The sequence below is a fragment of the Sphingomonas elodea ATCC 31461 genome (genome assembly GCF_000226955.1).
In the GTDB taxonomy this organism is placed as follows: Bacteria; Pseudomonadota; Alphaproteobacteria; order Sphingomonadales; family Sphingomonadaceae; genus Sphingomonas; species Sphingomonas elodea.
The window spans coordinates 67,685-91,843 of sequence record NZ_AGFU01000005.1 but is presented as its reverse complement, the minus strand read 5'-3'; the positions used below and the strand labels follow the sequence as shown (position 1 = coordinate 91,843).

Below are 24,159 nucleotides of genomic sequence, written 5' to 3'. Positions count from 1 at the left end.
TCCGGGGCCGGGCGGGCACGAATCCAACGACATCGCATCTCCCCGCCCGGCACGAGCGGAGATGCGACGCCATTGGTCTCGCCCGAACCTTGCGGCTCCGCCTGCGCCATGGCCTCTCGACCAAGTATGTTGACGCGGGCGCCCGGTGCGCGCGGCACCGGCTGGCTACTCCCCAGATGACAGGGGCGGGGTAGCCGGACCTGCTTGGCTTTGCAACCCCATCCGCTGCAAGGCCAACGTGCGTGGAATCCCTGCTTGGATTCCCGCGAAAGCCGGCTAATTCTCCTCCCGTGCCGATGCTCCATGCCCTCGCCAACCCGGCGCGTTTCCTCAAGATCGCCCGACCGCTGACCCCGGCCCTGTTCTGGGTGGGGCTGGCGCTGACCCTGTTCGGCGCCTGGGCGGGGCTGACCCAGACGCCTGCCGACTATCTGCAGAAGGACAGCGTCCGCATCCTCTACATCCATGTGCCCACCGCGTGGCTGGGCATGGGCGGGTGGAGCGGGCTGGCGGCGGCGTGCCTCGCCTATCTGATCTGGCGGCATCCGCTGGCGATCGTCGCCGCGCGTGCGATGGCGCCGGCGGGCGCGGTGTTCGCCGCGATCTGCCTGATCAGCGGATCGATCTGGGGCCGCCCCACCTGGGGCACCTGGTGGGAGTGGGACGGGCGGCTGACCAGCATGCTGCTGCTGTTCTTCATCTACATCGCCTGGATCGCGCTCGCCCGTGCGGATGCCGAACGGAGCGGCGACGGGCGCATTCCGGCGCTGTTCGGCGTGGCCGGCACCGTGCTGCTGCCGATCATCCGCTATTCGGTGGTCTGGTGGAACACGCTCCATCAGGGCGAGAGCATCGGGCTGACCCGCAGCAGCATCGATGCCTCGATGCTGTGGCCGCTCTGGTTCACGCTCGCAGGATTCAGTCTGTTGTTCGGCGCCATCGTGCTGATGCGGATGCGCGCGCTGCTTGCCCAGCAGAAGGTAGAGGCACGGCTGCGGCGGAGGGCGGCGCAATGAATCACTGGTGGTTCGTCACCGCCGCCTATCTGGTGGCGGCACTGGGCACCGGCGGGCTTGCCGGTGCCAGCTGGTGGGCGATGCGCCGCGCCGAGGCGGCGGCCGACGCGCTGGGGCGCCGCGCGTGAAGGCAAAGCATCAACGGTTGACGCTGGCGTTGCTGGCGGTTGCGGCGATCGTCGGCGCGGCGCTGCTGGCGCTCTCCGCGCTCAAGGACCAGGCGGCGTTCTTCTATGCGCCCGGCGATGTTGCGGGAAAGCCGCTGCCGCTGGGCAAGGCGGTGCGTCTGGGGGGCATGGTGGAGAAGGGTTCGATCGTTCGCGCCGGGGACGGCGTGTCGATCGCGTTCAAGGTAACCGACGGCAAGGCGATGGTGCCGGTGCGCTTTCGCGGGGTGACACCGGACCTGTTCCGCGAAGGATCGGGTGTGGTCGCCGAGGGGCAGTTCCAGCCCGATGGCAGCTTCGCCGCCGACAATCTGCTCGCCAAGCATGACGAGCGCTACATGCCGCCCCAGATGGCGGGGAAGATGCACAAGAGCGAGTCGCTGGAGCCATGATCGCCGAAGCCGGGCTCGCGGCGCTGTGGCTTGCCACTGCCTTCGCCATCGCGCAGCTGCTGCTGGGTGCCGCCGCTGCGCGTGCGGGCGATCCTGGCGCGATGCTGCCGGGGGTGCGCAAGATCGCGCTGGTCCAGGCGCTCTTCGCGCTGGCCGCGTTCCTGATCCTGATCTGGCTGTTCGTCACCTCGGACATGTCCGTCCTGCTGGTGGCGGAGAACAGCCATTCGCAAAAGCCGATGCTGTACAAGGTCGCCGGCGCCTGGGGGAACCATGAGGGCTCGATGCTGCTCTGGGTCACCGTGCTGGCGGTGGCGGGTGCCGGCGTCGCGCTGTTCGAGCGGCGGCTGGTGGCGGAGACGCTGGCGGCGACGCTGGCCGCACAGGGCGCGATCGCGATCGGCTTCTACGCCTTCCTGGCCTTCGCCTCGAACCCCTTCGCGCGGCTGAACCCGGCGCCCGCGGACGGGCAGGGGCTCAACCCGCTGCTCCAGGACCCCGGCCTCGCCTTCCACCCGCCCACGCTCTATCTCGGCTATGTCGGGCTGTCGGTGGCGTTCAGCTTCGCGGTCGCCGCGCTGCTGATGCGCGATGTCGGCCCGGCCTTCGCCAAGGCGATGCGGCCCTGGGTGCTCGCCGCCTGGATCTTCCTCACGATCGGCATCACCGCCGGCAGCTACTGGGCCTATTACGAGCTTGGCTGGGGCGGCTGGTGGTTCTGGGATCCGGTGGAGAACGCCTCGCTGATGCCCTGGCTGGCGGCGACGGCGCTGCTCCACTCGGTCAATGTGCTGGCGACCCGTGACGGCCTGCGCGCCTGGACGCTGATGCTGGCGGTGGTGGCCTTCTCGATGTCGATGGTCGGCACCTTTCTGGTCCGCTCGGGCATCCTGGTCAGCGTCCATGCCTTTGCGGTGGATCCGACGCGCGGCAGCTTCCTGCTGGCGCTCCTCGGCCTCTATATCGGCGGGGCGCTGGCGCTGTTCGGCGCGCGCGTGGGGACGGTGACGCAAGGCGCGACCTTCCAGCTGGTCAGCCGCGAGGCGGCGCTGGTGCTCAACAACCTGCTGCTCAGCGTCATCCTGGGGATCGTGCTGATCGGCACCCTCTACCCGCTGGTCGCGCAGGCGATGGGCGTGCAGCTCTCGATCGGGGCACCCTTTTTCGAGAAGACCGCGGTGCCGATCGCGCTGTTCCTGATCGCGGGCACGGCGGCGGGGCCGCTGCTGCGCTGGCGCAGGGATTCGGCGCAGGCGCTGCTCGGGCGTCTGACCATCCCGGTGGCGATCACCGGCGTCGCCTTTGCCCTGTTCTTCGCGATGAGCGGTTTCACCTCGCCGATTGCGGTGCTGGCGCTGGCGCTTGCCCTGGGGCTCGCGGCCGCCAGCATCGCGCCGCTGTGGAAGCGCACGCTGCGCCGGACGCCGCTGCCGATCTACGGCATGGTCGTCGCCCATCTCGGCATCGCGGTGAGCCTGGCGGGCATGGCGGCGGACACGCTGTTCAAGCAGGAGCGGCTGGCGGCGGTCGCCATCGGCGACAATCTCACCGTCGGCCCGTTCAAAGTCACGCTGGCGGAGGTGCGACCGACCATCGGGCCGAACTGGTCGGCAATGGAAGCGCGGCTGCAGGTGCAGCGCGGAACCGGTCAACCGTTCGAGCTGCTGCCCCAGCAGCGCTTTTTCGCCAATCCGCCGACCAACACCAGCGAGGCGGCCATCGCCACGCTGTGGGACGGGCAGGTCTATACCGTGCTCGGTACGGCCGATGCCTCGGGGCGCTGGCAGCTTCGCCTGTGGTGGAAGCCGTTCGCGACGCTGATCTGGGCAGGGGGCGGGCTGATCGCGCTGGGCGGGCTTCTCTCCCTGCTCGGCCGGGTGCTGCGTGCCCGGCGGGATGCACGCGCACAGGAGGAATGGGCATGAAGAAGCTGCTGATCTGGCTGCCGCTCGCCCTGTTCCTGCTGGTGTTCGCGCTGGTGGTGAACGGGCTGATCGAGCCGAGCGATCGCATCGTCCGCTCCGCCATGGTGGGCAAGCCCCTGCCGGCGCTGCATCTGCCGCCGATGCTCGCCGACCGGCCGGGGATCGACACCAAGACCTGGCCCAAGGGCAAGCCGCGGCTGCTCAACGTCTTCGCCAGCTGGTGCATTCCGTGCGTGGCAGAGGCGCCGCAGCTGATGAAGCTGAAGGCGGCGGGCGTGCAGATCGATGCGATCGCGGTGCGCGACACCAATCCCGATGTGCTGGCCTTTCTCGCCCGCAACGGCGATCCCTATGCCCGTATCGGCGATGATCGCGCCATGCGGGCACAGCTGTCGCTCGGCTCGTCGGGCGTGCCGGAGACCTTCGTGATCGATTCCCGCGGCGTGATCGTCGACCAGCATGTCGGCGACATCCGCGAGGAAGACGTGCCCAAGCTGCTCGCCGCGCTGGAGAAGGCGAAATGAGGCGGGCGCTGGTCCCGCTCGTGCTGGTGCTCGCCGGCGCGGCACAGGCGGATTCGACCCTGCCGGCCTCGCCGCTCGCCTATACCCAGCTTGCCGATCCCGACCAGGAAGCGCAGGCCAAGGCGCTGATGGAGACGCTGCGCTGCCTGGTCTGCCAGGGCCAGAGCATCGCCGACAGCGATGCCGACATGGCGGGCGAGATGCGCGCGCTCGTCCGCCAACGGATTGCCGCCGGAGAACGCCCGGCGCAGGTCCGCAAATGGCTGATCGAGCGCTATGGGGATTATGTGACCTATGACCCGCCGCTCAGCTGGGTGACGGCGCCGCTCTGGATCATGCCGCTGCTGCTGCTCGGGCTAGGGGTGCTGCTCGCGCGGCGCCTGTTCCAGCGGAGGGCCGCATGATGGGGTGGCTCGTCTTCGGCGTCTTCGCGGCGGTGGCCATCGGGCTATTGCTACTCATTCGCTTTCCCTGGCGCTTCTGGACGGTGCCGGCGATGGCGCTGATGCTGGCCGCCGCGGGCTACGCCTGGCAGGGCCAGCCGGGCCTGCCCGATCACCCGGTGCAGGGCGTCGCCAGCGTGCGTCCGCTTGATCCCGATCTGGTTGCGGTGCGCGAGGGGCTCTTCGGCCGGTTCAACTTCGACTATAGCTATTTCATGGCGGCCGACGCGATGACCCGCGCGGGCGCGCCGCAGCTGGCCTCCACCATCATGCTGGGGGCGGTGCGCAAGGCGCCGGGCGATGCGGGGCTGTGGGCGGGGCTGGGCCTGGCGCTCACCGAGCATGACGGCGACCAGCTGTCGCCCGCGGCGAAGTTCGCGTTCGACAAGGCGGCGACGCTCAATCCCAGTCATCCCGGGCCGCCCTTCTATCACGGAATCGCGCTGGCGCGGTCGGGAGACGTGGCGGGGGCGAGGGCCGAATGGGGCAAGGCGCTCCAGCTGCTGCCCAAGGATGCGAGCTACCGCGACGGCATGGTCGCGGTGATGCTGAAGCTGGACCCCGGCCTGGCTGCCGCCGCCGCTGCCGCCGGATCGGCGCGGCCGGAAGCGCCGAACACCCCCTGATCCCCGAAACCGCTCTATATTGGGACGAGGGGCCGCCCGCGCGCGGCAATCGCTCGTGCGAGCGGAATCAGGGATCCGAGCCATGCATATCGTTTGCGGCAGCGCTGCCGAGCTTCTCGCCCAGGAGGCGGTGGCGGTGGATCCCGCCGCCTGATCCCAGGCGGAGGAGATGCTGTGGATCATGCTCGAGGACCTGCTGAAGCCGGAGGACCGGCCCGAGCTGTGGTCGGCCTTTCCGCAATTCCTCGCCGCCCTGCCGCTGTTTTCCACGGTCGTACGCGAGGTGCACAGCCGCGTGCTTGCCGGTGCGGCCAGCATCACCCGGCCCGTCGCGGTGGCGCTCGATGTGGTGCTGTCGATGTGCGATGCCCAAGAGAATGCGGCCTCGAACGCGCTTGCCCGACTGACCGAGCTTTATACCGCCGAGAACGGGTCGACGATGGTCGAGGGGGCGCTGTTCCACGTCCACGGGCTCCTCGATCCCGAAAACCCCAAATATCGTCTGGAGGGGCGGTTCTGCAGCAAGCCGTTCGTCGAGCTGCACGTGCTGGAAGGATCGACCCACCAATGCTGCGCCAGCTGGCTGCGCAAGTCGGCGGGCGATCTGACCGGCGCCGACTGGCAGGAGGTGTGGAACTCGCAGGCGGCCGAGGAAGTGCGTGCCAGCATCCACGACGGCAGCTTCCGCCACTGCAACAAGATGGGCTGCCCGGCTATCCAGTCCGGCACGCTGCCCACCAAGGAAGACGCGGCGGCGGAATGGCCGACGCTGTCAGCCTGGACGGGGCGTCGAAGGACACGCACGAAGCGCTGCGCCGCGGTTCGCGCTGGGAGGTGATGGAGGAAAATCTCCGCTTCGCCGCCGATCTCCATGCGCAGGGGCAGGTGGACCGGCTGTTTCTCACCTTCACGGTGCAGGCGGAGAATTTCCACGAGATGGGGGAGATGGTGACGCTGGCCGACCGGCTGGGTGCCACGGGCGTCTATTTCGGCAAGATCACCAATTGGGGGACCTTCTCGCCGCGGGACTATGCCGCCAAGGCGGTGTTCCTGCCGAGCCATCCGCAGCACCGCGCGTTCCTGGTGGCGATGGCCGATCCCCGGCTGCGGTCTCCCAAGGCCAATCTGAACAACCTGGTCGATTATCTGCCGGAGCATCAGGCGCGCGCCGCCTGAACCGCGTCCGCCGCCCTGGATCGTTCCTCCCGGGCGACGCGGCGGTACTCAGCCTGCCCAGGCCTCGAAGGGCAGGTTCAGCGCGTCGGCCACCGCCCGGTGGCGGATCTTGCCGCCCGAGACGTTGAGGCCGTTGGCGAGGTGGCGGTCCGCCGTCATCGCCGCTTCCGCGCCCTGGTTGGCCAGCTTCAGCACGAAGGGCAGCGTCGCGTTGTTGAGCGCGAAGGCCGAGGTGCGGGCGACCGCGCCGGGCATGTTGGCGACGCAATAATGGATCACGCCGTCGATCTCGAACACGGGATCGTCATGGGTGGTCGCGCGGCTGGTCTCGAAGCAGCCGCCCTGGTCGATCGCGATGTCGACGAGAACCGAACCGCGCATCATCGTCTTCAGCATGTCGCGGGTGACGAGCTTCGGCGCCGCCGCGCCCGGCACCAGCACCGCGCCGATCACCACCTGCGAGGTGCGCACCGCCTCGGCGATCGCGGCCTTGCTGGCATAGGCGGTCTTGATCTGGCTGCCGAAATGCATGTCCAGCTCGGCGAGGCGCTCGTTGTTGATGTCGTAGATCGTCACGTCGGCGCGCTGGCCGGTGGCCATCTGCGCGGCGTTGATGCCAGAGACGCCGCCGCCGAGGATCGCGACCTTGCACGGGGCCACGCCGGGCACGCCGCCGAGCAGTTCGCCGCGGCCGCCCTGTTCCTTTTCGAGATAGTGCGAGGCGACCTGGACCGACATGCGGCCGGCGACTTCGCTCATCGGCTTGAGCAGGGGGAGAGCGCCCGAGTTGGACGTGACCGTCTCATAGGCGATGCAGGTCGCGCCCGATGCCATCAGGCCCTCGGCCTGCGGCTTGTCGGCAGCGAGGTGGAGATAGGTGAACAGCAGGTGGCGCGGCTCCAGCAGCGCGATTTCCTGCGCCTGCGGCTCCTTCACCTTCACGATCATGTCCGAATTGGCGAAGACCGCCGCCGCGTCCGGCGCGATCTGCGCACCGACGGCGGTGTAGGCGTCGTCGTCGAAATCGATGCCCATGCCGGCCTTGGTCTCGACCAGCACGCTATGGCCGGCATGGACCAGCTCGGCCACCGAGGACGGGGTCAGGCCGACGCGATATTCGTGATTCTTGATTTCCTTGGGCACGCCGATGCGCATGGGAACTCTCCTAGCTTTTGTGAGCGCAGCGTATCGCATCCTGGGGGCGTAAATCCCTGCAAAGACGTGCAGCGCAAAGGCGGCCGGGTGCATGGATCTTGCGTTTTGGTCCTCGTTGCGCGCATTCCATGCGAGATGGATCGAATCGACACAGCAATCCTCAAGCTGCTGGCAGCCGATGCGCGCGCGCCGGTGAGCCAGGTGGCGAGCGCCGTGGGACTGTCGCAATCGGCCTGCACCCGGCGTATCCAGGCGCTGGAGGCGAACGGGCTGATCCGCGGCTATGGCGCGCGGCTGGACCATCGCCGGCTCGGCTTTCGGGTGACCGCGCTGGTCGACATCACGCTGGGCACGCAGAAGGAGGAGGATCTCGCCCAGTTCGAATCGGCGGTCGGCCGAATCGATGGGGTGGTGGAATGTGCGCTGGTATCCGGCGGGCAGGACTATCGCCTGAAGGTCCTGTGTCGCGATCTCGACGATTACGAGCGCCTGCACCGCGAACAACTCGGCCGGCTCCCGGGCGTGGTGACGATCAACAGCAGTTTCGTGCTGCGCGACGTCTCCACCAGGGGCGAGGCCGATGCATTGTTCGGTGCCGCGCGGGCATGATCTACCAATTTTGGAACAGGCGGGCCGCTGATGCGTCTTTGGGCGCTGACACGCTTGTTGATAGGGCATGTTGCGCATGCTAACGGCCCGCATCCTGATGATGATGAGAACACAGGTCTCTATGGCCAGGTCGGTTCGCTCCCTTCAGCGTCAGTCGCGACGGTGAACACCGCCGCGACCGGAGACGCTGCCGCGCTCCTCCCCGATTCGGAACCCCAGCACGGGCATGGCCATGGCCAGGATCCGACGTGGAAACTCGCGCTCGGTGCCATCGGCATCGTGTTCGGCGACATCGGCACCAGCCCGCTCTATGCCTTTCGCGAAACCTTCGCGAACGAGCATCACGAACTCCCGCTCGATACCCCGCATGTGCTGGGTGCGATCAGCCTGATGTTCTGGTCGATGATGGTGGTCGTGACGCTGAAGTACGTCACGATCATCATGCGGGCGGACAACAAGGGCGAAGGGGGCAGCCTGGCGCTGCTCGCGCTGATCTCGGGCCGGGGCGGCCAGCGCCGCTGGACCCAGGGGATCGTGCTGCTCGGCGTGTTCGCCACCGCGCTGTTCTATGGCGATTCGATGATCACGCCGGCGGTGTCGGTGTTGTCGGCGGTGGAGGGGCTGGCCGTCGCCGCACCCGGTTTCCACCGGCTGGTCGTGCCGATCGCCGTCGTCATCCTCGTCATGCTGTTTTCTATCCAGCGGACCGGCACCGCGCGCGTCGGCGCGTTCTTCGGGCCGGTGATGATGGTCTATTTCGTCGTCATCGCGACGCTGGGCGTACTCAGCCTGGTGCAGACGCCCACCGTGCTCGAGGCGCTGTCGCCGCACCACGCCGTGCATTTCTTCACCCTGGATCCGCTGCGCGCATTCCTGGCGCTCGGCTCCGTCGTGCTGGCGGTGACCGGGGCGGAGGCGCTGTATGCCGACATGGGCCATTTCGGCCGCAATCCGATCCGCGTCTCCTGGCTGTGGTTCGTGCTGCCGGCGCTGATGATGAACTATATGGGGCAGGGCGCGCTGCTGATCCGCGACGCGGAGGCACTGCGCAGCCCCTTCTATCTGCTCGCCCCCGAGGCGCTGCGGCTGCCGCTGGTGGGCCTTGCCACCGCTGCCGCGATCATCGCCAGCCAGGCCGTGATCTCGGGGGCCTTCTCGGTGACGCAGCAGGCGATCCAACTCGGGTTCGTGCCGCGTCTCCGCATCGACCATACCAGCGCATCGACCGCGGGGCAGATCTACATCCCGATCATCAACTGGGCGCTGATGGTCATGGTGATCCTGCTGGTGCTCAGCTTCCAGACCTCGTCGAACCTGACGGCGGCCTATGGCATCGCCGTGACGGGCGCGATGCTGATCGACAATTGCCTGCTGGCGGTGGTGCTGTTCAACCTCTGGCACTGGAAGAAGCGCTACGCGATCCCGCTGCTGGCGATCTTCTTCGCGGTCGACCTGGCCTATTTCGCGGCGAACCTCACCAAGGTGCCGGACGGCGGCTGGTTCCCGCTGATGGCGGGCTTCCTGATCTTCACCCTGCTCACCACCTGGGCGAAGGGCCGCAAGCTGATGATCGCCCGGCTGCGCGAGAGCGCGATGCCGATCCAGATCTTCATCGAATCGGCCGCCAATGCCGCTACCCGCGTGCGCGGCACGGCGGTGTTCATGACCTCGACGCCGGACGGCGTGCCGCATGCGCTGCTGCATAACCTCAAGCACAACAAGGTGCTGCACGACCGGGTGATCCTGCTGACCGTGAAGATCAGCGATGTGCCCTATGTGCCGGAGGAGAAGCGCATGGTGGTGGAGGATCTGGGCAAGGGCTTCCATCGCATGATCCTGTACTATGGCTTCATGCAGGAGGCGGACGTGCCGGCGGCGCTGAAGGCGGTCGACGCCTGCGGGGCCGAGTTCAAGATGATGGAGACCAGCTTCTTCCTCGCGCGCCAGACCCTGCTGCCGTCGTCGCGGCCGGGGATGATGATCTGGCGCGAGAAGCTGTTCGCTTGGATGCTGCGCAACGCCGAAAGCGCGATGGAATTCTTCCGTCTGCCCACCAATCGCGTTGTCGAGCTGGGCAGCCAGGTCGAGATTTGAGCGGGGCGCCGGCCCCGCTGATCGTGACCGCGCTGTTCGGACGCGGCGACCAGGCCTGGTTCGATTCGCTGCGACGTGCGCATTTCCCGCCCGAGCGGAACCAGCTCGATGCGCACCTCACGCTGTTCCACCACCTGCCGCCGTCGGTCGCGCCGGAGCTGAAGCACCGCCTCAGCCAGGAGACCCACGGGGTCCGGGCGCCGCCGGCGCGGGTGAGCGGACTCATGTCGCTGGGGCAGGGGGTCGCCTACCGAATCGAGGCGCCCGCGCTGGACGCGATTCGCCAGGGCCTTCTCGACGCGTTTGCCGTGCTGCTGACACCCCAGGACGCAGGCCGCTGGCGCCCCCACGTTACCGTCCAGAACAAGGTGCGTCCGGTATTGGCAAAGGCACTGCTGCGCGCGCTGGAAGCCGATTTCTCACCGAAAACCGTGGAAATAGCGGGGCTTGCGAGCTGGTGGTATCGCGGCGGCCCGTGGGAATTGCATTCGCGTCACATGTTCGCTTGACGGATCGAGCGCACCGACATAGATGGCCCACCTCGCTTCGGGGCGGAGTAGCTCAGTTGGTTAGAGCAGCGGAATCATAATCCGCGTGTCGGGGGTTCAAGTCCCTCCTCCGCTACCATCCCCAAGCCTTTGATTTAGCCGGTAAATTTCCGAGTTGAATGAGGGGGTCTGGGCGACGCGATTGCGCCAGTTGGGCGTTTAGTTGGGAAAATCAGCCGCTTTCGAGCTTCCGAATGGCCGATTCCGCCAGTGCGGGATCGCGGCTGAGGTAGTGCGAATCGAGGATCTGGTGGACGTCGCGCAGCGAGTGCCCCGTCACGGTTCCGATCTCGGGCGGCGTCGCTCCGGCCAATGCTAGTCGCGTCACCGCCGTGCCGCGCAGATCGTGGAAGGTCACGCCCTCAACTCCGGCCGCGATGCACGCCTTCCGCCAAGAGGCGCGGAAGCCGCTCTCCGTCCACGCGGTGCCGCGTTCGGTGAGCAGGATGTGCTCGCCCGCCGCCGGGCCGCGCGCGTCTCTCAGGGCATCCAGGCGCGCCTTTAGCGGGGCTCCCACGGGGATAACCACTCGCGTGCCGGCGTGGCCACGTTTCCGCCGAATTGTCTTCCGCTGGATCAGGCGCAGCGTCTTGCCGTCATACGCGCCCCAGGTGAGCGCCAGCAGGTCGCCTTGCCGCTGTCCGGTCCACAGGCCCTGCGCAGCGCCAGCGGGGGCATCCTACGCGCGCCCATCGGTTTACGCCCGAGCCCCACGTCTCATTGCAGAATCGTGACAAAATTAGCACGCTCACAGAATTTGCTGGTCCTACCCGGTCGCACCCTCTTCACGAGAGCTGATTTATACGATTATTGGGCGCTTGTGACTAGGGTAAGGGAAGGGACACCCATGAAGATCAACGGCGCGGTAAAGGCCGCGGCGAGCCTGCTTGCGATTGCGATCGCAAATCCGGCGTTCGCGCAGACGAATGCCCAATTGCAGGACGCCGTCACGCCGCAAGCGTCAGCCGCCGACGATCAAGATACGGCCGAAATTGTCGTCCAGGGCTATCGCGCTTCGCTGCGCACCGCGCTGCAATCGAAGCGCGATGCAGATCGCGTGCAGGAAACGCTCTCGGCCCAGGATCTCGGCAAGCTGCCCGAAGCCTCGATCGCCGAGTCTCTCGCCCGCCTGCCCGGCCTCGCCACCAACCGCGATCGCGGCAACGGCACGCAGATCTCGATCCGCGGCATGGGCCCCAACCTCGTCAACACGCTGCTCAACGGCCGCGAGGTCGTCTCGGCGGAAGCCAACCGCAACATCCGCTATGACGACTATCCGACCGAGTTGCTGAACGGCGCCTTCGTCTACAAGTCGCCGACCGCGTCGCAGGTCGAAGGCGCGATCGCCGGCCAGGTGAACCTGCAGACCGTCCGCCCGCTCGATTTCGGCAAGCGCGCGATCGCGATCAACCTGCGTGCGAGCTACAACGACCTCGCGCCCGACATCGCCGATGCCAAGCCCTGGGGCTATATCGGCAGCATCAGTTACGTCGACCAGTTCTTCGACAACACGCTGGGCGTCGCGCTCGGCTATTCGGGCCGCCGCCAGGCGAACGCGACCGCGCGCACCAACGTGTTTCGCTACACCAACAGCTTCGCCGACCTGAATGGCGACGGCAGGGGTGCGGCCGGCAACAGCGGCGCGCAGGACAACATCCCCTATGGCTATGAGGCGCTGGTCCGCGGCGGCGACGACATCCGCCACGGCGCACTCGCTGCGGTGCAGTGGAACCCGGGCCACGGCCTGTTCGAGCTGAACGGCGACTTCTTCTACAGCCATGTGAAGTTCACCGAGACCCAGCGCGGTCTTCGTGCCGAGGGCCTGCCCTTCGGCAACACCTTCTCCCGGCCCACCGTGGTCGACGGCAACGTCACCGGCATCACCGCGACCAACACCGGCGTCGATTACGGCCTCGGCGTGCGCAACGTGAACGAGAGCTTCTTCTTCACCGACGACCTGTACGCGGGCGGCCTCAACGGCAAATGGTCGAAGGACGGCTGGACCGGCATCCTCGACGCCGGCTATTCGACCACCCATCGCAGCCAGCAGTTCCTGACGCTGCGCACCGAATTTTCGGCGACCGCGAATGGCTTCACCTTCCAGGATCGCTGGGGTGTCGCCGGCACGTTCCTTGCCACGCCGGGTCAGGCGGCGAACTTCAGCTTCAACCGCTCGCTGACCGATCCGAACGTCAACCGGATCTCCGAATTTCAGATCCCGACGAATGGCGGCGGCGCGCCGCTGATCAACGACCACCTCTGGACGCTGAAGGGCGAGATCCAGCGCGAGTTCGACGGCGGCTTCGTCAAGCGGGTGATCGGCGGCGGCCGGTTCACCGATCGAGACAAGGACTATACCCAGCGCACCCAGTTCGGCTTCATCGATGCGGCCAACCGCGTCGCGATCCCGTCGAACCTGATCAACGGCACCGTCACCTTCCCCAGCGGCTTCGGCGGCGTGCCGCAGACGCTGTCGATCGACATCCCGGCCGCGATCACCCGCTATTTCGGCACGCTCGATCCGCAGCAGAGCTTCTTCGACCAGTCGTCGAGCTGGAAGGTGCGCGAATCGACCGTCGCCGCCTATGCCCAGGCCGATCTGGAAGGCACGCTGTTCGGCATCGCGGTCACCGGCAATGCCGGCGTGCGGATGGTGCACACCGACACCAGCTCACGCAGCACCCAGATCGACGGCCAGGGTGCGGTGGCCATCGCCACGCCGGTGCGGTTCGACAACGCCTTCACCGACTGGCTGCCCAACCTCAACCTCAACTTCAAGCTGACCGACAAGCTGCAGATGCGCTTCGGCGCCAGCAAGGCGATCGCGCGCGCGCCGCTCGACGATCTGAACGCGGGCGTGGGCGTGTTCACCAGCGGCGGCGCGCCCTCGGCCACCGGCGGCAACCCGCTGCTCGAGCCGTTCCGCGCCAAGCAGCTCGACCTCACCTTCGAATGGTATTTCGATCGCGACAGCGCGCTGACGATCTCGGGCTTCTACAAGGACCTCGACACCTTCATCGCCACCCAGACGACCACCCGCAACTTCACCGATGCGGGCGGCAACATCGTCCAGGGCACCTTCACCCAGCCGATCAACGGCCAAGGCGGCACGATCAAGGGCGTGGAAGTCGCCTTCCAGAAGACGTTCAGCTTCCTGCCGGCGCCGTTCGACGGCTTCGGCACCTATCTCAACTATTCGTACACCGACAGCGACATCACCGTGCAGGAACGTGACAACGCCATCGGTGCGACGGCGCTGCCCGGCCTGTCGAAGCATGTCGGCAACGCCTCGCTCTACTACAGCAAGCATGGATTCGAGGCGCGGATCGCTTATCGTTACCGCAGCAACTATGCGACCGAGCTCGGCGATACCGATCGCCTGCTCTACACCCGCAACGAAGGCGTGCTGGACTTCCAGACCTCGTACAAGTTTCAGAACGGTCCGCTCAGGAACGTCGAGCTGCTGTTCCAGGCCAACAACCTGACCGACGAGCCGTTCGAGACCTATTATGGCGATACCCGCCTGCAGGGCCGCTACGAACGCTTCGGTCGTCGCTTCCTCGCCGGTATGAGCTACAGCTTCTGATGCTGGGCCAGCTTCTCGCCGCTACAGCCCTCGCCGCCGGTGCGCCGGCGGCGAAGGACGACACGCTCTATCTGGGCGCGGACCTCAGCTATGTGAACGAGATGGAGGATTGCGGCGCGGTCTATCGGAATCGCGGCAAGCCCGTCGATCCGTTCGCGCTGCTGAAGGCCAAGGGCGGCAACATCGTCCGCGTGCGGCTGTGGAACGCGCCCGACTGGACCCGCTACAGCAACTATGACGACGTCCTGAAGACGATCCGCCGCGCCCATGCGGCGGGTCTCAAGGTACTGCTCGACTTCCATTATTCGGACGACTGGGCAGACGGCGAGAAGCAGCGCCCGCCCGCCGCCTGGGCCAAGCTCGATACCGATGCGCAGGTAAAGGCGGTCTACGACTATACCCGCGAGATCCTGGGCAAGCTAGCAGCACAAGGCCTGATGCCGGACATGGTGCAGGTCGGCAACGAAACCAATCCGGAGCTGATGGGCGGCGTGATCGGCGAGGCCATCCACTGGGAGCGCAACGCCAAGCTGTTCAACGCCGGCATCAAGGCGGTGCGCGACGCGGGCAAGGCCAGCGGCACCCGGCCGAAGGTGATGCTGCATATCGCCCAGCCCGAGAACGTGATGCCCTGGTTCGACCAGGCGACGATGGCGGGGGTGCTCGATTACGACGTGATCGGCATCAGCTATTACCGGAAATGGTCGAAGCTCGGCATCGACGGGCTCGGCATGGTGATCGCGGCGGCGAAGGATCGCTACAAGGCGGACGTGATCGTGGTGGAGACGGCCTATCCGTTCACCAATGACGGAGCCGATGCATCGCCCAACCTGCTCGGCCCCGACACGCTGATCCCCGGCTATCCGGCGACGCCGGACGGCCAGCGCCGCTACCTGATCGACCTGACCCAACAGGTGGTGACCAGCGGGGGCATCGGCGTGGTCTATTGGGAACCGGCTTGGGTTTCCACCCCGTGCAAGACGCGCTGGGGCACCGGCTCGAATTGGGAAAACGCGGCGTGGTTCGATCTCAAGAAGCACGAGGCGCTGCCCGCGTTCGATTTTTTGCGACATGCCTATCGGCGGGCGCAGAAGTAAGCTGTTTGCGCGCGGGGTTCCGCTGGCGCACCACAGCCGACCAGCGGGACTGCGTTCGGGTCTGTGCTGCGATGTGCTGCTGCCCGATGGAGAGCACCGTAGCTTCTGCACCTCGTCGGCCTTCGGCGGAATGAGCCCTTCCCGCCGCGGCCGAGGATTGACCGGCTGTTGTCGACTGTTGTCGATTTTTCGCGACACCGTCCGGCCATTCCGGCTACGCCGTTCGAAGTTGAGCGGCTGGTGCGAGGGCCATCTTAGATGACGACCTGAGACATCGGACAACCGCGGAATGGCCGACGGCCTAAAGCGGAGGAACCGACTCAAGTCTGAAACTCCAGCTTGATGGCGGTAGTGAAACCGCTGCGATCGTCCAGCTTGTGGCACGCCTCCTCCACAAGCCATGGCTGCATGTCGATGTCTGCCTTGAAGCCTTCCGCCTTGGCGGGCAGCTCTGGCGAAATGTCCCCGCGCCCGAGCGCAAGAATAAGGTCCAGGCTGCGCGGCGCGCGGCCGGCGCGCCTCGGCCTCGCTGGCGTAGACGCGGGAGAGCTTCCGCTCCGCGCCGTCGCCGCTGCCCACCTCCACCTTCTTCTTCCGCGCGCCCTTCCGATCGTGCCACTCGGCGACCACCTTGCCGACCGTCTCGCGCTTCTCGACGCGATAGCTGTGCCGATCGCCGTCGCGGCGGCGGATGGTGATGGCAGGCAGGGGCTTGCCGGTCGCGGTGATGCCGGCGCCGATCGGCGCGAAGATCAGGCACCCGGCGTTGATGGTCGCGACCGCGTCGTGTTCGCGCGCCAGGCGGCGCAGGAAGGCGATGTCGCTCTCGCGCTCCTGCGACAGCGCCTTGACCGCGACCGAGGCAAGCGCGGGCGTCCAGCCTGTTGCGGCCCGCCACCGCCCCCACGACGGCGCCAATCGTCGTGGCGTGCCAGCTCTGTTCGCGGCGGGTGGTAAGGCTGCTGGCGAAGTCGGCCGCGCTGGCCTTGATGACGACGGTGTCCGGCGGCCCGGAATGCTTCACCTCGTCCACCTTGAACCGCCCCTTGTCGACCAGGCCGATGGCGACGCCGTCGCCGGCCTTCCAGCCAAGCTGGACGGCGAGCACGGCGCCCTCGGTCGGCAGGGCGAGCCTGCCGTCGCTGTCGTCGAGCACCAGGTCGAGCTGGTCGGCGCACCGTGACCGGTGATCCTTCTCGTGGTCCAGCACCATCCGCACCGCGCGGGTGCGCACCTAGGGCGTTTTCACCTTGAGCGAAGACGCCCTAGGTTTTCGATTGCCGCATTTTCCGAGTCGTTGACCGTAAACGGTCAACTTGAAAATGCTCTAGGGCGAGAACTTGTTCGTCGTCTTGCTCGTCATAGACCCTTCCTCTCAGGCGTTGGGGCCTCCGACAAACCTGGCGCGGTTCACTTTCTGGTTCCATGAATACGACGCTGAGCGACGTGGTTGGGGCGATGTTGATCATTCCAAATTGTGGATCCACCGCCTAGCTTCGAAGCCTGCGGATCAGCCACTCCCACTGCTCCTCGGTACTCGGGACGCGGTTGGGCACAGTCGGTTCCTGGGCGCGAGCGACGGCGCGAGCCTGTTAGCACGGAGCTAACGCTTTTTTCCCATTATGCCTTAACAAGCCTGGCGCTATCCGCCTTTCCTAGAACATTGGCAGGGGAGACAGGCGTGCCGCTCGACAGGCGCTCCGGCGGCAGTTCGTCCATGGTTCGGGAGGAATGGTCGCGATGCCGTCGCTGAAGACGGTGCCCGCGCGAGATGTACGCCTGGGCATGTTCATCCACGGATTCGAAGGCTCCTGGTGGGAGCATCCCTTCTGGCGATCGCGATTTCTGCTGACCGATCCCCAGGACCTGTTGAAGCTGCGCCAGTTCCGCGGCGGGGTGATTGTCGACCTGGAAAAGTCGGAAGGGGCAGGCCATCCGGCCGGGGGGCCGGACGAGGGCCCCGAACCTGGCGAGGAGGCGGAGGCGCCTGCCGCGGCCAGCCCGGCGCTTCCCCGCGTCCGATCCACGGCTTCCCTGGGCCCGGCCGAGCTGCAGGCGCAGGAGGCGGAGGCCGCCAAGCTCGTAGCCGGCGCGCTGGATACGGTGCGGGGAACCTTCGACGATGTTCGGCTGGGTCGGGCGGTGTCGCAGGAGAAGATCGCGCGGCTGGTCGACGACATCGCCGCCCAGCTCGATTGCAACGCGCCGGCGCTGCTCCGCGTGCTTCAGCTGAAGAGCAAGCACCAATATACCTATCTCCACTCGGTCGCGGTGTGCACGCTGATGGTCAACCTCGCGCGGCATCTGGGGCTAGACGATGCGCAGGTCCGCGCGATGGGGCTTGCCGGCCTGCTGCACGATGTCGGCAAGGTTGCGATCCCCGATGCGGTGCTGGACAAGCCCGGCCGTCTCTCGGCCGAGGAACTGGCGCTGGTGCGCACCCATCCCGAGCAAGGTGCGGCGCTGCTCCGCGAGGATCCCACCATTCCGCCGCTGGCCGTGGAAGTGTGCCTGCACCATCACGAGCGCTGGGACGGCGCGGGCTACCCGGACCGCCTGGGCGGCGACGCGATCAGCCTGCCCGCGCGGATGGGAGCGATCTGTGACGTCTACGACGCGCTCACCTCACACCGCGCGTACAAGGGCGCCTGGTCGCCCACCCGCGCGCTGGGCGAGATGTGGGGGTGGGAGGGCCATTTCGATCGCGCCCTGCTGTTCGCCTTCATGCAGAGCATCGCGCTCTATCCGCCGGGCATGGTGGTGCGGCTGGCATCTGGTCGGCTGGCGGTGGTGCTCGACAATGGCAGGCGCGTTTCGCGTACCCGGCTGCTCGTCTTCTACGATGCCGTCCAGGGGACGAGCCTGCCGCCCGCCGTGCTGGTACTGGAGGGGGGCGAGGATGACGACGGCATCGTCGGGTTCGAGCGGGAAGAAGCGCTACCGGTGCCGGTCCCTGCGATGAACATCCAGCCGCCGGCGATGACGCCGGAGTCCGGCGCCATGCATTAGGCATAATCCCTGAACGGTACACTGCCGAAGATCGTCTATAACGAAAACAGGAAGAGGGTGATCTGAACGGAGTTGCGTTGATGCGTATGTTGCAGGAATTGCCGCCCGAGTTGGTCGAAGGCCGTGGCGTGGATCCGGCTGCGTCGCGCAGCCTGCTGCTGATGGCGATGGGCAGCGTGTTGTTCTGGGCCAGCGTGGCAGTCTGGATTCTCCGCTGAGCACCCCACCCAAGTTCGCCTTCGTGGCGGTACAGCTTTTCCGTTCCGGCACGGCGTTGCACCAATAGCCCGCGTCGCCATGTTGCTTCCGACGATGCCCTGTCCCTAGAAGCGGTATCGAAGATTCGTCGGAAAGCAGAGCATGACCGCCACCCATTCTACTCGCATGTTGATCCTGGGCTCGGGCCCCGCCGGCCTTTCGGCCGCCATCTATGGCGCGCGCGCCGGCCTTGCCCCCATCGTCGTCCAGGGCATCCAGCCCGGTGGCCAGCTGACCACCACCACCGATGTCGAGAATTATCCCGGTTTCCGGGAGGTCATCCAGGGCCCGTGGCTGATGCAGGAGATGCAGGCCCAGGCCGAGCATGTTGGCGCGCAGATGATGTGGGACACGATCGTCGAGGTCGACGTAACCCAGCGCCCGTTCCGCATGGTCGGCGACAGCGGCACCGTCTATACCGGCGACACGCTGGTGATCGCCACCGGCGCGCAGGCGCGCTGGCTCGGCCTCGATTCGGAAGAGCTGCTCAAGGGCAAGGGCGTCAGCGCCTGTGCTACCTGCGACGGCTTCTTCTTCCGCGGCAAGAAGGTGGCGGTGATCGGCGGCGGCAACACCGCGGTCGAGGAAGCGCTGTACCTCACCAACCACAGCCATGACGTGACGCTGATCCACCGCCGCGATACGCTGCGGGCCGAGAAGATCCTGCAGCAGCGCCTGTTCGCCAACGAGCGGATCACCATGGCGTGGAACAAGGAAGTGGTGCGCTTCATCGGCGGCGGCCAGCCCGAGGGCCTGGTCGCCATCGAGCTCAGGGACACGGTGACCGGCGCGCTTTCGACGCTGGAGGTGGACGGCGGCTTCGTGGCGATCGGTCATCATCCGGCAACCGAGCTGTTCCGCGGCCATATCGCGCTCGACGACGACGGCTATATCCAGGTCGAGAAGGGCACCACCAACACCAGCGTGCCGGGCGTGTTCGCCTGCGGCGACGTGATGGACAAGCACTATCGCCAGGCGATCACCGCTGCCGGCACCGGCTGCATGGCAGCGCTGGATGCCGAGCGCTTCCTCGCCGCGGCGGACTTCGAGACGGTCGCGCAGGCGGCCGAGTAAACGTCCCCCCGGCGTGACGGATCAGGGCGCTCGCTGCTCGGCGAGCGCCTCGATCACCCGCTCGTACAGCCAGGCCTTGTCGGCGGTGCCGGCGAAGACATGGCTGGCGGTATCGAACTGCTTGCGGCGGATGCGGGTGCCGGCGGCCGACAGGGCCGGCTTGTGCAGCGCATCCGCGAATGCCGCTGCGACCGTGTCCCGCGTCGCGAGCAGGACCGTGATCGGCACGTCCGCGTTCGTGAGCGCGGCTGCCAGCTCGGGAACGATGCTCTTCGTCGGCTCGTCGCGGCGCGCGCTGACGCGGCCGATCATCCGCCCCATCCAGCCGCGAGCGGGCGGCGCGTCCGCCGCCGGCTCCTCGGGAACGACAGACGGGCCGGTGGTCACCGGATTGGCCAGCAGCAGCGCATCGATGCGCGTCTGGCCGTGGAAAAGCGCCAGCGCCGATGCGGCGTCCCCATTGCCGAACGCCACCAGCCGGCGAAGCTGTGCCTCGCGCCGGAAGGTGGCGGCGGCCGCGGCGATGTCCGCTGCGCTGCCGAGAAAGCCTTCATTCGCGCCCGCCGAATCGCCGACGCCGCGCCGATCGAAGCGAAACACCGGATAGCCCGCCGCCGCGATCCGATGCGCCAGCTGGGCCATGCTGCGGTGCGGACCGCTGCGAATCTCGTTGCCGTTGGAGACGATCAGCAGGCCGGTATTGCCGGAGGCGCTGTCCAGCGTGCCGACCAACAGGTCCCCCAGGCACGGAAAGCCGATCAGGCTTCGCACGCACGCACCCAGGCGGCGAGGTCGTCGGCGAGCAACGCGGCGAGCGCGAGGTCGTTGTCGGGCGTGGCGTCGCGCCATAGCGGTCGGCCGGGCACGCGGTGGTCTGCCGGGCGCGTATCGCCGTCCAGGCGGACGGTGCGGGCCGGCTCGATATGGCAGTCCGGCAGCTCTTCCAGAAAGCTGTCCGGAAGGCGGTGGCCGCCATAGCCGGGCAGGTCGCCGTGGCGGTGGAGGCGGCGCAACGCCTTCAGCAGTTCCTCGCCGGTCTGGGGTGCGAAATGCCAGCGCCTGCGAAGCGCGACACTGCCGTCGAGCAGCGCACCGCTGCGAATGGCCATCGAATAGGCGCGGCCCCCGGCGGTGCGGGCGGCGGCGGCAAGGCCCGCGCGGAGGTCGGAAAGCGCGATGCGCTCGCTGGGGATCAGGCTTTCCCCGGTGCCGGGAAGTTCGGGCAGCACCCCGGCGATGCCGTGTTCGGCAAGCCCGCGCAGGATCGCCACCGCCAGCGCGCGCATGCGGTTTGCCTCCTCGAACAGGGGGAGCGCGACCACGACGACCGGGCCACTGCCGGGCCCGAAGCGCAGCATCGCTTCCCGGCCGCCAGCCCAGTCATAGGGTTCGATCACCCCAGCGCCTTCTGCGCCGCGAAGCGGGTGAGGGTGCCGAAGCTTTCGAGCATCTCGCCATCGACCTCGTCGTCCTCGATCAGGATGCCCAGGCGATCCTCGATCTCGGTCAGCACGCCCGCGACGGCCAGCGAATCCAGTTCGGGCAGGGCGCCGAACAGCGGCGTATCGGCGTCGAACGCCGCCACGCGATCGTCGCTCAACCCCAGCACGTCGCGCAGCACGCCGCGGACGGTGGTTTCGATGTCGAGCATGGCTTCAGGCCGCAATGAGGATCCCCTGCATAAAGTTTTGCGCTTCCGTAAGGCTTGGCGGCGGCGCTGCCAAGACTATGGGTGGTGGCATGATCGCGCTGGATCCCACCCCGCATCTTATAGACGCGCTGCCGCTGCGTGGCGCGCCGGACGCCGTTGCTTTGGAAGACAAGGCCGGAGCGCTCACCTATGCCGCGCTGGAGGCGGCGGTGGGCGGCATCGCGCATGCGCTGGCCGCGCACGGGCTGCCGCCGGGCGAACGCATGGCGAGCTGGCTGCCCAAGACGCGCGCCGCCTGCCTCCTGCCGCTCGCCGGGCCGCGCGCCGGGTTGGTGCATGTGCCGATCAACCCCGCGCTCAAGCGGGCGCAGGTGGCGCATATCCTGGAGGATAGCGGCGCACGGCTGCTGGTCACCCAGAAGGCGCGGTTGGCGGCACTCGCGCCGGGCGACGTCCCCGCCGATTGCCGGGTCGTCACCGAGGAGGAACTGGCCGGCACCGACGCTGTGATGCCGCCGGCCGGCGGTGACCCTGATGCGCTGGCGGCGATTCTCTACACCTCGGGCTCGACGGGGCGTCCCAAGGGGGTGATGCTCAGCCACGCCAATCTCTGGCTCGGGGCGATCAGCGTCGCACACTATCTGAAGCTCACGTCCGCGGACCGGGTGCTCGGCGTGCTGCCGCTGAGCTTCGACTATGGGCAGAACCAGCTCTTCTCGACCTGGGCGGCCGGTGCGCGCGTGGTGCCGCTGGACTATCTCACCGCGCGTGACGTGGTGAAGGCCGTGGAGCGCTTCGCGATCACCACGCTGGCCGGGGTGCCGCCGCTCTGGGTGCAACTGCTCGAGGCCGACTGGCCGACGGATATCGCAGGGAAGCTGCGGCGGCTGACCAATTCCGGCGGCGCGCTCACCCGGCCGCTGGTGCGGGACCTGCGCACCCGCTTCCCGGGCGCGGACCTTTATCCCATGTATGGCCTGACCGAGGCATTCCGCTCCACCTATCTCGATCCCGCGCTGGTCGATACGCGCCCCGAATCGATCGGCAGCGCCATTCCCTTCGCCGAGATCCTGATCGTCGATGCCGAGGGCAGGCGGGCCGTGCAGGGCGAACTGGTGCATGCCGGGCCGCTGGTCGCCAAGGGCTATTGGCGCGATCCGGAACGGACCGCGCGCCGCTTCCGGCCTGCGCCGGTCTTTGCCGAGCATCCGGGCATGGCGGTCTGGTCCGGCGACACCGTGGCGGAGGACGAAGACGGGCTGCTGCGCTTCGTCGGCCGTGACGACGAGATGATCAAATCCTCGGGCAACCGGATCAGCCCGACCGAGATCGAGGAAGCGGTGGTCGCCGGCGGCGAGACGAGCGAGGCGGTGGCATTCGGCGTCCCCGATCCCAGGCTGGGGCAGGCAATCCTGGTCGTCGCGCGGGGGGACGGCAGCCGGGAGGAGGAATTGCGCGCCCGGCTGCGGCGGGAACTGCCGAGCTTCCAGCAGCCCGCACGCTATGTCTGGCGCGACCGCCTGCCCCGCAACGCCAACGGCAAGCTCGACCGATCCGGGCTGAAGACGGAGATCCTATGAACGCGAAACCGATCGGCCCCATTCCGGCCGACTATGCCGGGCAGCCGGTGCTGCAGGTCGCCGGCCGCACCGCCGCCGACTGGGTAGCGACGGGGACGCCGCTGTATCTCTATGATTTCCTTGCCGTGCAGGCCCGGATCGCGCGCTTCCGCGCGGCGATGCCGACGCGGGTGGCGCTGCATTATGCGATCAAGGCCAATCCCTTCCCGCCGCTGATCGCTGCGATCGCGCCCAAGGTGGACGGCATCGACGTCGCCTCGTCGGGCGAGATGGACAAGGCGCTGGCCGCGATGTCGGCCAGGACGATCAGCTTTGCCGGGCCGGGCAAGCGCGACGCGGAGCTGGCGGCGGCGATCCGGGCCGGGGTGACGCTCAACCTCGAATCCGAAGGCGAGGCCGGACGCGCGCTGGCGATCGGCGAGCGGCTGGGCATCACCCCGCGACTCGCCGTGCGGGTGAACCCGGATTTCGAGCTGCGCGGATCGGGCATGAAGATGGGCGGGCGCGCCTCACCCTTCGGCATCGACGCGGCGCGGGTGCCCGCGCTGGTCCGGCGGCTGATCGCGGCGGGGGCCGACTGGCGCGGCTTCCACATCTATGCCGGGTCGCAGGCACTTTCCGCCGAGGCGGTGATCGAGACGCAGGCTGCCACCATCGGCCTCGCCGCGCGGCTGGCCGAGGAGGCGGGGGCGCTGCCGCCGCTGGTCAATCTCGGCGGCGGCTTCGGCATTCCCTATTTCCCGGGCGACCTTCCGCTGGACTTGGAGGCGGTCGGCGCCGCGCTGGCGGGCGAACTGGAACGGCTGGATACGCATTATGCGATCGAGCTGGGTCGCTGGCTGGTGGGGGAAGCAGGCATCTATCTCGCCCGCGTGATCGACCGGAAGGAAAGCCAGGGGGAGACCTTCCTGGTGGTGGACGGCGGCCTCAACCACCATCTCGCCGCGACCGGAAATTTCGGTACGGTGGTCCGCCGCAACTATCCGGTCGCGGTGGCGCACCGCATGCAGGATACGGCGGAGGAGGTGGTTACCGTCGTGGGGCCCTTGTGCACCCCGCTTGATCGGCTGGCGGATCGCGTGGCGCTCCCGCGCGCCGAGCTGGGCGACCTGATCGCGATTTTCGCCTCGGGGGCCTATGGCGCCAGCGCCAGCCCGCAGGGGTTCCTGGGTCATCCGCCGGTGCGCGAGCTTCTGGCAGGGGTCTGACGCCTAACGCTAAATTTACGC

Annotated in this window: 25 protein-coding genes, 1 tRNA gene and 1 riboswitch; of the genes, 21 read left to right on the top strand and 5 right to left on the bottom strand. The window is 67.6% G+C overall.

Annotation, left to right across the window (positions count from 1 at the left end; genetic code table 11):
* Window positions 1-3: 3 nt before the first annotated feature.
* Window positions 4-187: riboswitch (yybP-ykoY riboswitch) on the bottom strand.
* Between the two features lie 109 nt (window positions 188-296).
* The 9 genes from ccmC to KK7_RS0102150 all read left to right on the top strand — a co-directional run bounded on the left by ccmC (window position 297) and on the right by KK7_RS0102150 (window position 6,269).
* On the top strand, window positions 297-1,016 hold the full coding sequence (gene ccmC, locus KK7_RS0102185) for a heme ABC transporter permease CcmC (protein WP_010543007.1): 720 nt from the start codon (window positions 297-299) through the stop codon (window positions 1,014-1,016).
* Entirely contained in the window at window positions 1,013-1,144 is a 132-nt protein-coding gene (locus tag KK7_RS23575) for a hypothetical protein (protein ID WP_272941559.1), read from the top strand. The genes ccmC and KK7_RS23575 overlap by 4 nt, the downstream gene beginning before the upstream one ends.
* Entirely contained in the window at window positions 1,141-1,575 is a 435-nt protein-coding gene (ccmE, locus tag KK7_RS19950) for a cytochrome c maturation protein CcmE (protein WP_040597374.1), read from the top strand. The genes KK7_RS23575 and ccmE overlap by 4 nt, the downstream gene beginning before the upstream one ends.
* Window positions 1,572-3,500, top strand: coding sequence for a heme lyase CcmF/NrfE family subunit (locus KK7_RS0102175; RefSeq protein WP_010543005.1), 1,929 nt, complete (start codon window positions 1,572-1,574; stop codon window positions 3,498-3,500). The genes ccmE and KK7_RS0102175 overlap by 4 nt, the downstream gene beginning before the upstream one ends.
* Window positions 3,497-4,024 carry a redoxin family protein gene (locus tag KK7_RS0102170; RefSeq protein WP_010543004.1) on the top strand — a complete coding sequence of 176 codons (528 nt, stop codon included), beginning with the start codon at window positions 3,497-3,499 and terminating at the stop codon, window positions 4,022-4,024. Before KK7_RS0102175 ends, KK7_RS0102170 begins: the two co-directional genes overlap by 4 nt.
* On the top strand, window positions 4,021-4,428 hold the full coding sequence (locus tag KK7_RS0102165) for a cytochrome c-type biogenesis protein (RefSeq protein ID WP_010543003.1): 408 nt from the start codon (window positions 4,021-4,023) through the stop codon (window positions 4,426-4,428). Before KK7_RS0102170 ends, KK7_RS0102165 begins: the two co-directional genes overlap by 4 nt.
* A complete protein-coding gene (locus KK7_RS0102160) occupies window positions 4,425-5,093 on the top strand; it encodes a tetratricopeptide repeat protein (protein WP_100207490.1) in 669 nt (222 codons plus the stop codon). The genes KK7_RS0102165 and KK7_RS0102160 overlap by 4 nt, the downstream gene beginning before the upstream one ends.
* 169 nt (window positions 5,094-5,262) lie before the next feature.
* Window positions 5,263-5,931: an SPASM domain-containing protein gene (locus KK7_RS0102155; protein ID WP_029622662.1), complete on the top strand. Its 669-nt coding sequence runs from the start codon at window positions 5,263-5,265 to the stop codon at window positions 5,929-5,931.
* Entirely contained in the window at window positions 5,931-6,269 is a 339-nt protein-coding gene (locus KK7_RS0102150) for a hypothetical protein (protein ID WP_029622660.1), read from the top strand. The genes KK7_RS0102155 and KK7_RS0102150 overlap by 1 nt, the downstream gene beginning before the upstream one ends.
* 48 nt (window positions 6,270-6,317) lie before the next feature.
* Here the strand turns inward: KK7_RS0102150 and ald are convergent, their stop codons facing one another.
* Window positions 6,318-7,424 (bottom strand): alanine dehydrogenase, encoded by a 1,107-nt coding sequence (ald, locus tag KK7_RS0102145; RefSeq protein ID WP_010543001.1) that lies wholly within the window; start codon window positions 7,422-7,424, stop codon window positions 6,318-6,320.
* A 135-nt stretch (window positions 7,425-7,559) separates the two neighbouring features.
* Here ald and KK7_RS0102140 point away from each other — a divergent pair, with 135 nt between their 5' ends.
* From KK7_RS0102140 to KK7_RS0102125, 4 genes are all read left to right on the top strand, one after another.
* Window positions 7,560-8,033, top strand: a complete 474-nt coding sequence (locus KK7_RS0102140; protein ID WP_010543000.1) for an Lrp/AsnC family transcriptional regulator — start codon at window positions 7,560-7,562, stop codon at window positions 8,031-8,033.
* A gap of 162 nt (window positions 8,034-8,195) precedes the next feature.
* Entirely contained in the window at window positions 8,196-10,127 is a 1,932-nt protein-coding gene (locus KK7_RS0102135) for a potassium transporter Kup (RefSeq protein ID WP_010542999.1), read from the top strand.
* The gene (locus KK7_RS0102130; protein WP_010542998.1) at window positions 10,124-10,636 is read left to right on the top strand and encodes a 2'-5' RNA ligase family protein; all 513 of its coding nucleotides are present in this window, start codon (window positions 10,124-10,126) and stop codon (window positions 10,634-10,636) included. The genes KK7_RS0102135 and KK7_RS0102130 overlap by 4 nt, the downstream gene beginning before the upstream one ends.
* A gap of 41 nt (window positions 10,637-10,677) precedes the next feature.
* Window positions 10,678-10,754, top strand: a tRNA-Met gene (locus KK7_RS0102125).
* A 93-nt stretch (window positions 10,755-10,847) separates the two neighbouring features.
* Here the strand turns inward: KK7_RS0102125 and KK7_RS19945 are convergent.
* Window positions 10,848-11,327: a tyrosine-type recombinase/integrase gene (locus tag KK7_RS19945; protein ID WP_083836025.1), complete on the bottom strand. Its 480-nt coding sequence runs from the start codon at window positions 11,325-11,327 to the stop codon at window positions 10,848-10,850.
* A gap of 195 nt (window positions 11,328-11,522) precedes the next feature.
* On the opposite strand from KK7_RS19945, the gene KK7_RS0102115 reads away from it, so the two are divergent.
* The 6 genes from KK7_RS0102115 (at window position 11,523) to trxB (ending at window position 19,699) form a co-directional block, all read left to right on the top strand.
* Window positions 11,523-14,261, top strand: coding sequence for a TonB-dependent receptor (locus KK7_RS0102115; protein WP_010542996.1), 2,739 nt, complete (start codon window positions 11,523-11,525; stop codon window positions 14,259-14,261).
* Window positions 14,261-15,358, top strand: a complete 1,098-nt coding sequence (locus tag KK7_RS0102110; protein ID WP_010542995.1) for a glycoside hydrolase family 53 protein — start codon at window positions 14,261-14,263, stop codon at window positions 15,356-15,358. The genes KK7_RS0102115 and KK7_RS0102110 overlap by 1 nt, the downstream gene beginning before the upstream one ends.
* A 727-nt stretch (window positions 15,359-16,085) precedes the next feature.
* On the top strand, window positions 16,086-16,541 hold the full coding sequence (locus tag KK7_RS23315) for a hypothetical protein (RefSeq protein WP_237709110.1): 456 nt from the start codon (window positions 16,086-16,088) through the stop codon (window positions 16,539-16,541).
* Window positions 16,542-17,098: 557 nt separating this feature from the next.
* The gene (locus KK7_RS19940; RefSeq protein WP_157999972.1) at window positions 17,099-18,367 is read left to right on the top strand and encodes an HD-GYP domain-containing protein; all 1,269 of its coding nucleotides are present in this window, start codon (window positions 17,099-17,101) and stop codon (window positions 18,365-18,367) included.
* 80 nt (window positions 18,368-18,447) lie between these two features.
* The gene (locus KK7_RS22790; protein ID WP_157999971.1) at window positions 18,448-18,585 is read left to right on the top strand and encodes a hypothetical protein; all 138 of its coding nucleotides are present in this window, start codon (window positions 18,448-18,450) and stop codon (window positions 18,583-18,585) included.
* A gap of 142 nt (window positions 18,586-18,727) precedes the next feature.
* Complete coding sequence (gene trxB, locus KK7_RS0102085; RefSeq protein WP_010542992.1) at window positions 18,728-19,699, top strand: thioredoxin-disulfide reductase; 972 nt, start codon at window positions 18,728-18,730, stop codon at window positions 19,697-19,699.
* A 21-nt stretch (window positions 19,700-19,720) separates the two neighbouring features.
* On the opposite strand, the gene KK7_RS0102080 is transcribed toward trxB, so the two are convergent.
* Genes KK7_RS0102080 through KK7_RS0102070 form a run of 3 tightly spaced genes read right to left on the bottom strand, consistent with a single transcriptional unit; the run spans window position 19,721 to window position 21,350 of the window.
* Window positions 19,721-20,470 carry a serine aminopeptidase domain-containing protein gene (locus tag KK7_RS0102080; protein ID WP_029622654.1) on the bottom strand — a complete coding sequence of 250 codons (750 nt, stop codon included), beginning with the start codon at window positions 20,468-20,470 and terminating at the stop codon, window positions 19,721-19,723.
* On the bottom strand, window positions 20,458-21,096 hold the full coding sequence (locus KK7_RS0102075) for a hypothetical protein (protein WP_010542990.1): 639 nt from the start codon (window positions 21,094-21,096) through the stop codon (window positions 20,458-20,460). The genes KK7_RS0102080 and KK7_RS0102075 overlap by 13 nt, the downstream gene beginning before the upstream one ends.
* Window positions 21,093-21,350: an acyl carrier protein gene (locus tag KK7_RS0102070; RefSeq protein WP_010542989.1), complete on the bottom strand. Its 258-nt coding sequence runs from the start codon at window positions 21,348-21,350 to the stop codon at window positions 21,093-21,095. Before KK7_RS0102070 ends, KK7_RS0102075 begins: the two co-directional genes overlap by 4 nt.
* 89 nt (window positions 21,351-21,439) lie before the next feature.
* Between KK7_RS0102070 and KK7_RS0102065 the strand changes: the two genes are divergently transcribed.
* A complete protein-coding gene (locus KK7_RS0102065; RefSeq protein WP_010542988.1) occupies window positions 21,440-22,930 on the top strand; it encodes an acyl-CoA ligase (AMP-forming), exosortase A system-associated in 1,491 nt (496 codons plus the stop codon).
* Window positions 22,927-24,138, top strand: a complete 1,212-nt coding sequence (locus tag KK7_RS0102060) for a pyridoxal-dependent decarboxylase, exosortase A system-associated (protein ID WP_010542987.1) — start codon at window positions 22,927-22,929, stop codon at window positions 24,136-24,138. Before KK7_RS0102065 ends, KK7_RS0102060 begins: the two co-directional genes overlap by 4 nt.
* The last annotated feature ends 21 nt before the right edge of the window (window positions 24,139-24,159 follow it).

Excerpts from the sequence above, each read along its gene's own strand:
- KK7_RS0102070 (WP_010542989.1), bottom strand. The coding sequence starts at position 21,350 with ATGCTCGACATCGAAACCACCGTCCGCGGCGTGCTGCGCGACGTGCTG.
- KK7_RS23575 (WP_272941559.1), top strand. The coding sequence starts at position 1,013 with ATGAATCACTGGTGGTTCGTCACCGCCGCCTATCTGGTGGCGGCACTG.
- KK7_RS0102110 (WP_010542995.1), top strand. The coding sequence starts at position 14,261 with ATGCTGGGCCAGCTTCTCGCCGCTACAGCCCTCGCCGCCGGTGCGCCG.
- KK7_RS0102165 (WP_010543003.1), top strand. The coding sequence starts at position 4,021 with ATGAGGCGGGCGCTGGTCCCGCTCGTGCTGGTGCTCGCCGGCGCGGCA.
- KK7_RS0102115 (WP_010542996.1), top strand. The coding sequence starts at position 11,523 with ATGAAGATCAACGGCGCGGTAAAGGCCGCGGCGAGCCTGCTTGCGATT.
- KK7_RS0102155 (WP_029622662.1), top strand. The coding sequence starts at position 5,263 with ATGCTGTGGATCATGCTCGAGGACCTGCTGAAGCCGGAGGACCGGCCC.
- trxB (WP_010542992.1), top strand. The coding sequence starts at position 18,728 with ATGACCGCCACCCATTCTACTCGCATGTTGATCCTGGGCTCGGGCCCC.
- KK7_RS0102065 (WP_010542988.1), top strand. The coding sequence starts at position 21,440 with ATGATCGCGCTGGATCCCACCCCGCATCTTATAGACGCGCTGCCGCTG.
- KK7_RS0102175 (WP_010543005.1), top strand. The coding sequence starts at position 1,572 with ATGATCGCCGAAGCCGGGCTCGCGGCGCTGTGGCTTGCCACTGCCTTC.
- KK7_RS22790 (WP_157999971.1), top strand. The coding sequence starts at position 18,448 with ATGCGTATGTTGCAGGAATTGCCGCCCGAGTTGGTCGAAGGCCGTGGC.
- KK7_RS0102170 (WP_010543004.1), top strand. The coding sequence starts at position 3,497 with ATGAAGAAGCTGCTGATCTGGCTGCCGCTCGCCCTGTTCCTGCTGGTG.
- ald (WP_010543001.1), bottom strand. The coding sequence starts at position 7,424 with ATGCGCATCGGCGTGCCCAAGGAAATCAAGAATCACGAATATCGCGTC.
- KK7_RS0102150 (WP_029622660.1), top strand. The coding sequence starts at position 5,931 with ATGGAGGAAAATCTCCGCTTCGCCGCCGATCTCCATGCGCAGGGGCAG.
- ccmC (WP_010543007.1), top strand. The coding sequence starts at position 297 with ATGCTCCATGCCCTCGCCAACCCGGCGCGTTTCCTCAAGATCGCCCGA.
- KK7_RS19940 (WP_157999972.1), top strand. The coding sequence starts at position 17,099 with ATGCCGTCGCTGAAGACGGTGCCCGCGCGAGATGTACGCCTGGGCATG.
- KK7_RS23315 (WP_237709110.1), top strand. The coding sequence starts at position 16,086 with ATGCCGGCGCCGATCGGCGCGAAGATCAGGCACCCGGCGTTGATGGTC.
- KK7_RS0102140 (WP_010543000.1), top strand. The coding sequence starts at position 7,560 with ATGGATCGAATCGACACAGCAATCCTCAAGCTGCTGGCAGCCGATGCG.
- KK7_RS0102160 (WP_100207490.1), top strand. The coding sequence starts at position 4,425 with ATGATGGGGTGGCTCGTCTTCGGCGTCTTCGCGGCGGTGGCCATCGGG.
- KK7_RS0102060 (WP_010542987.1), top strand. The coding sequence starts at position 22,927 with ATGAACGCGAAACCGATCGGCCCCATTCCGGCCGACTATGCCGGGCAG.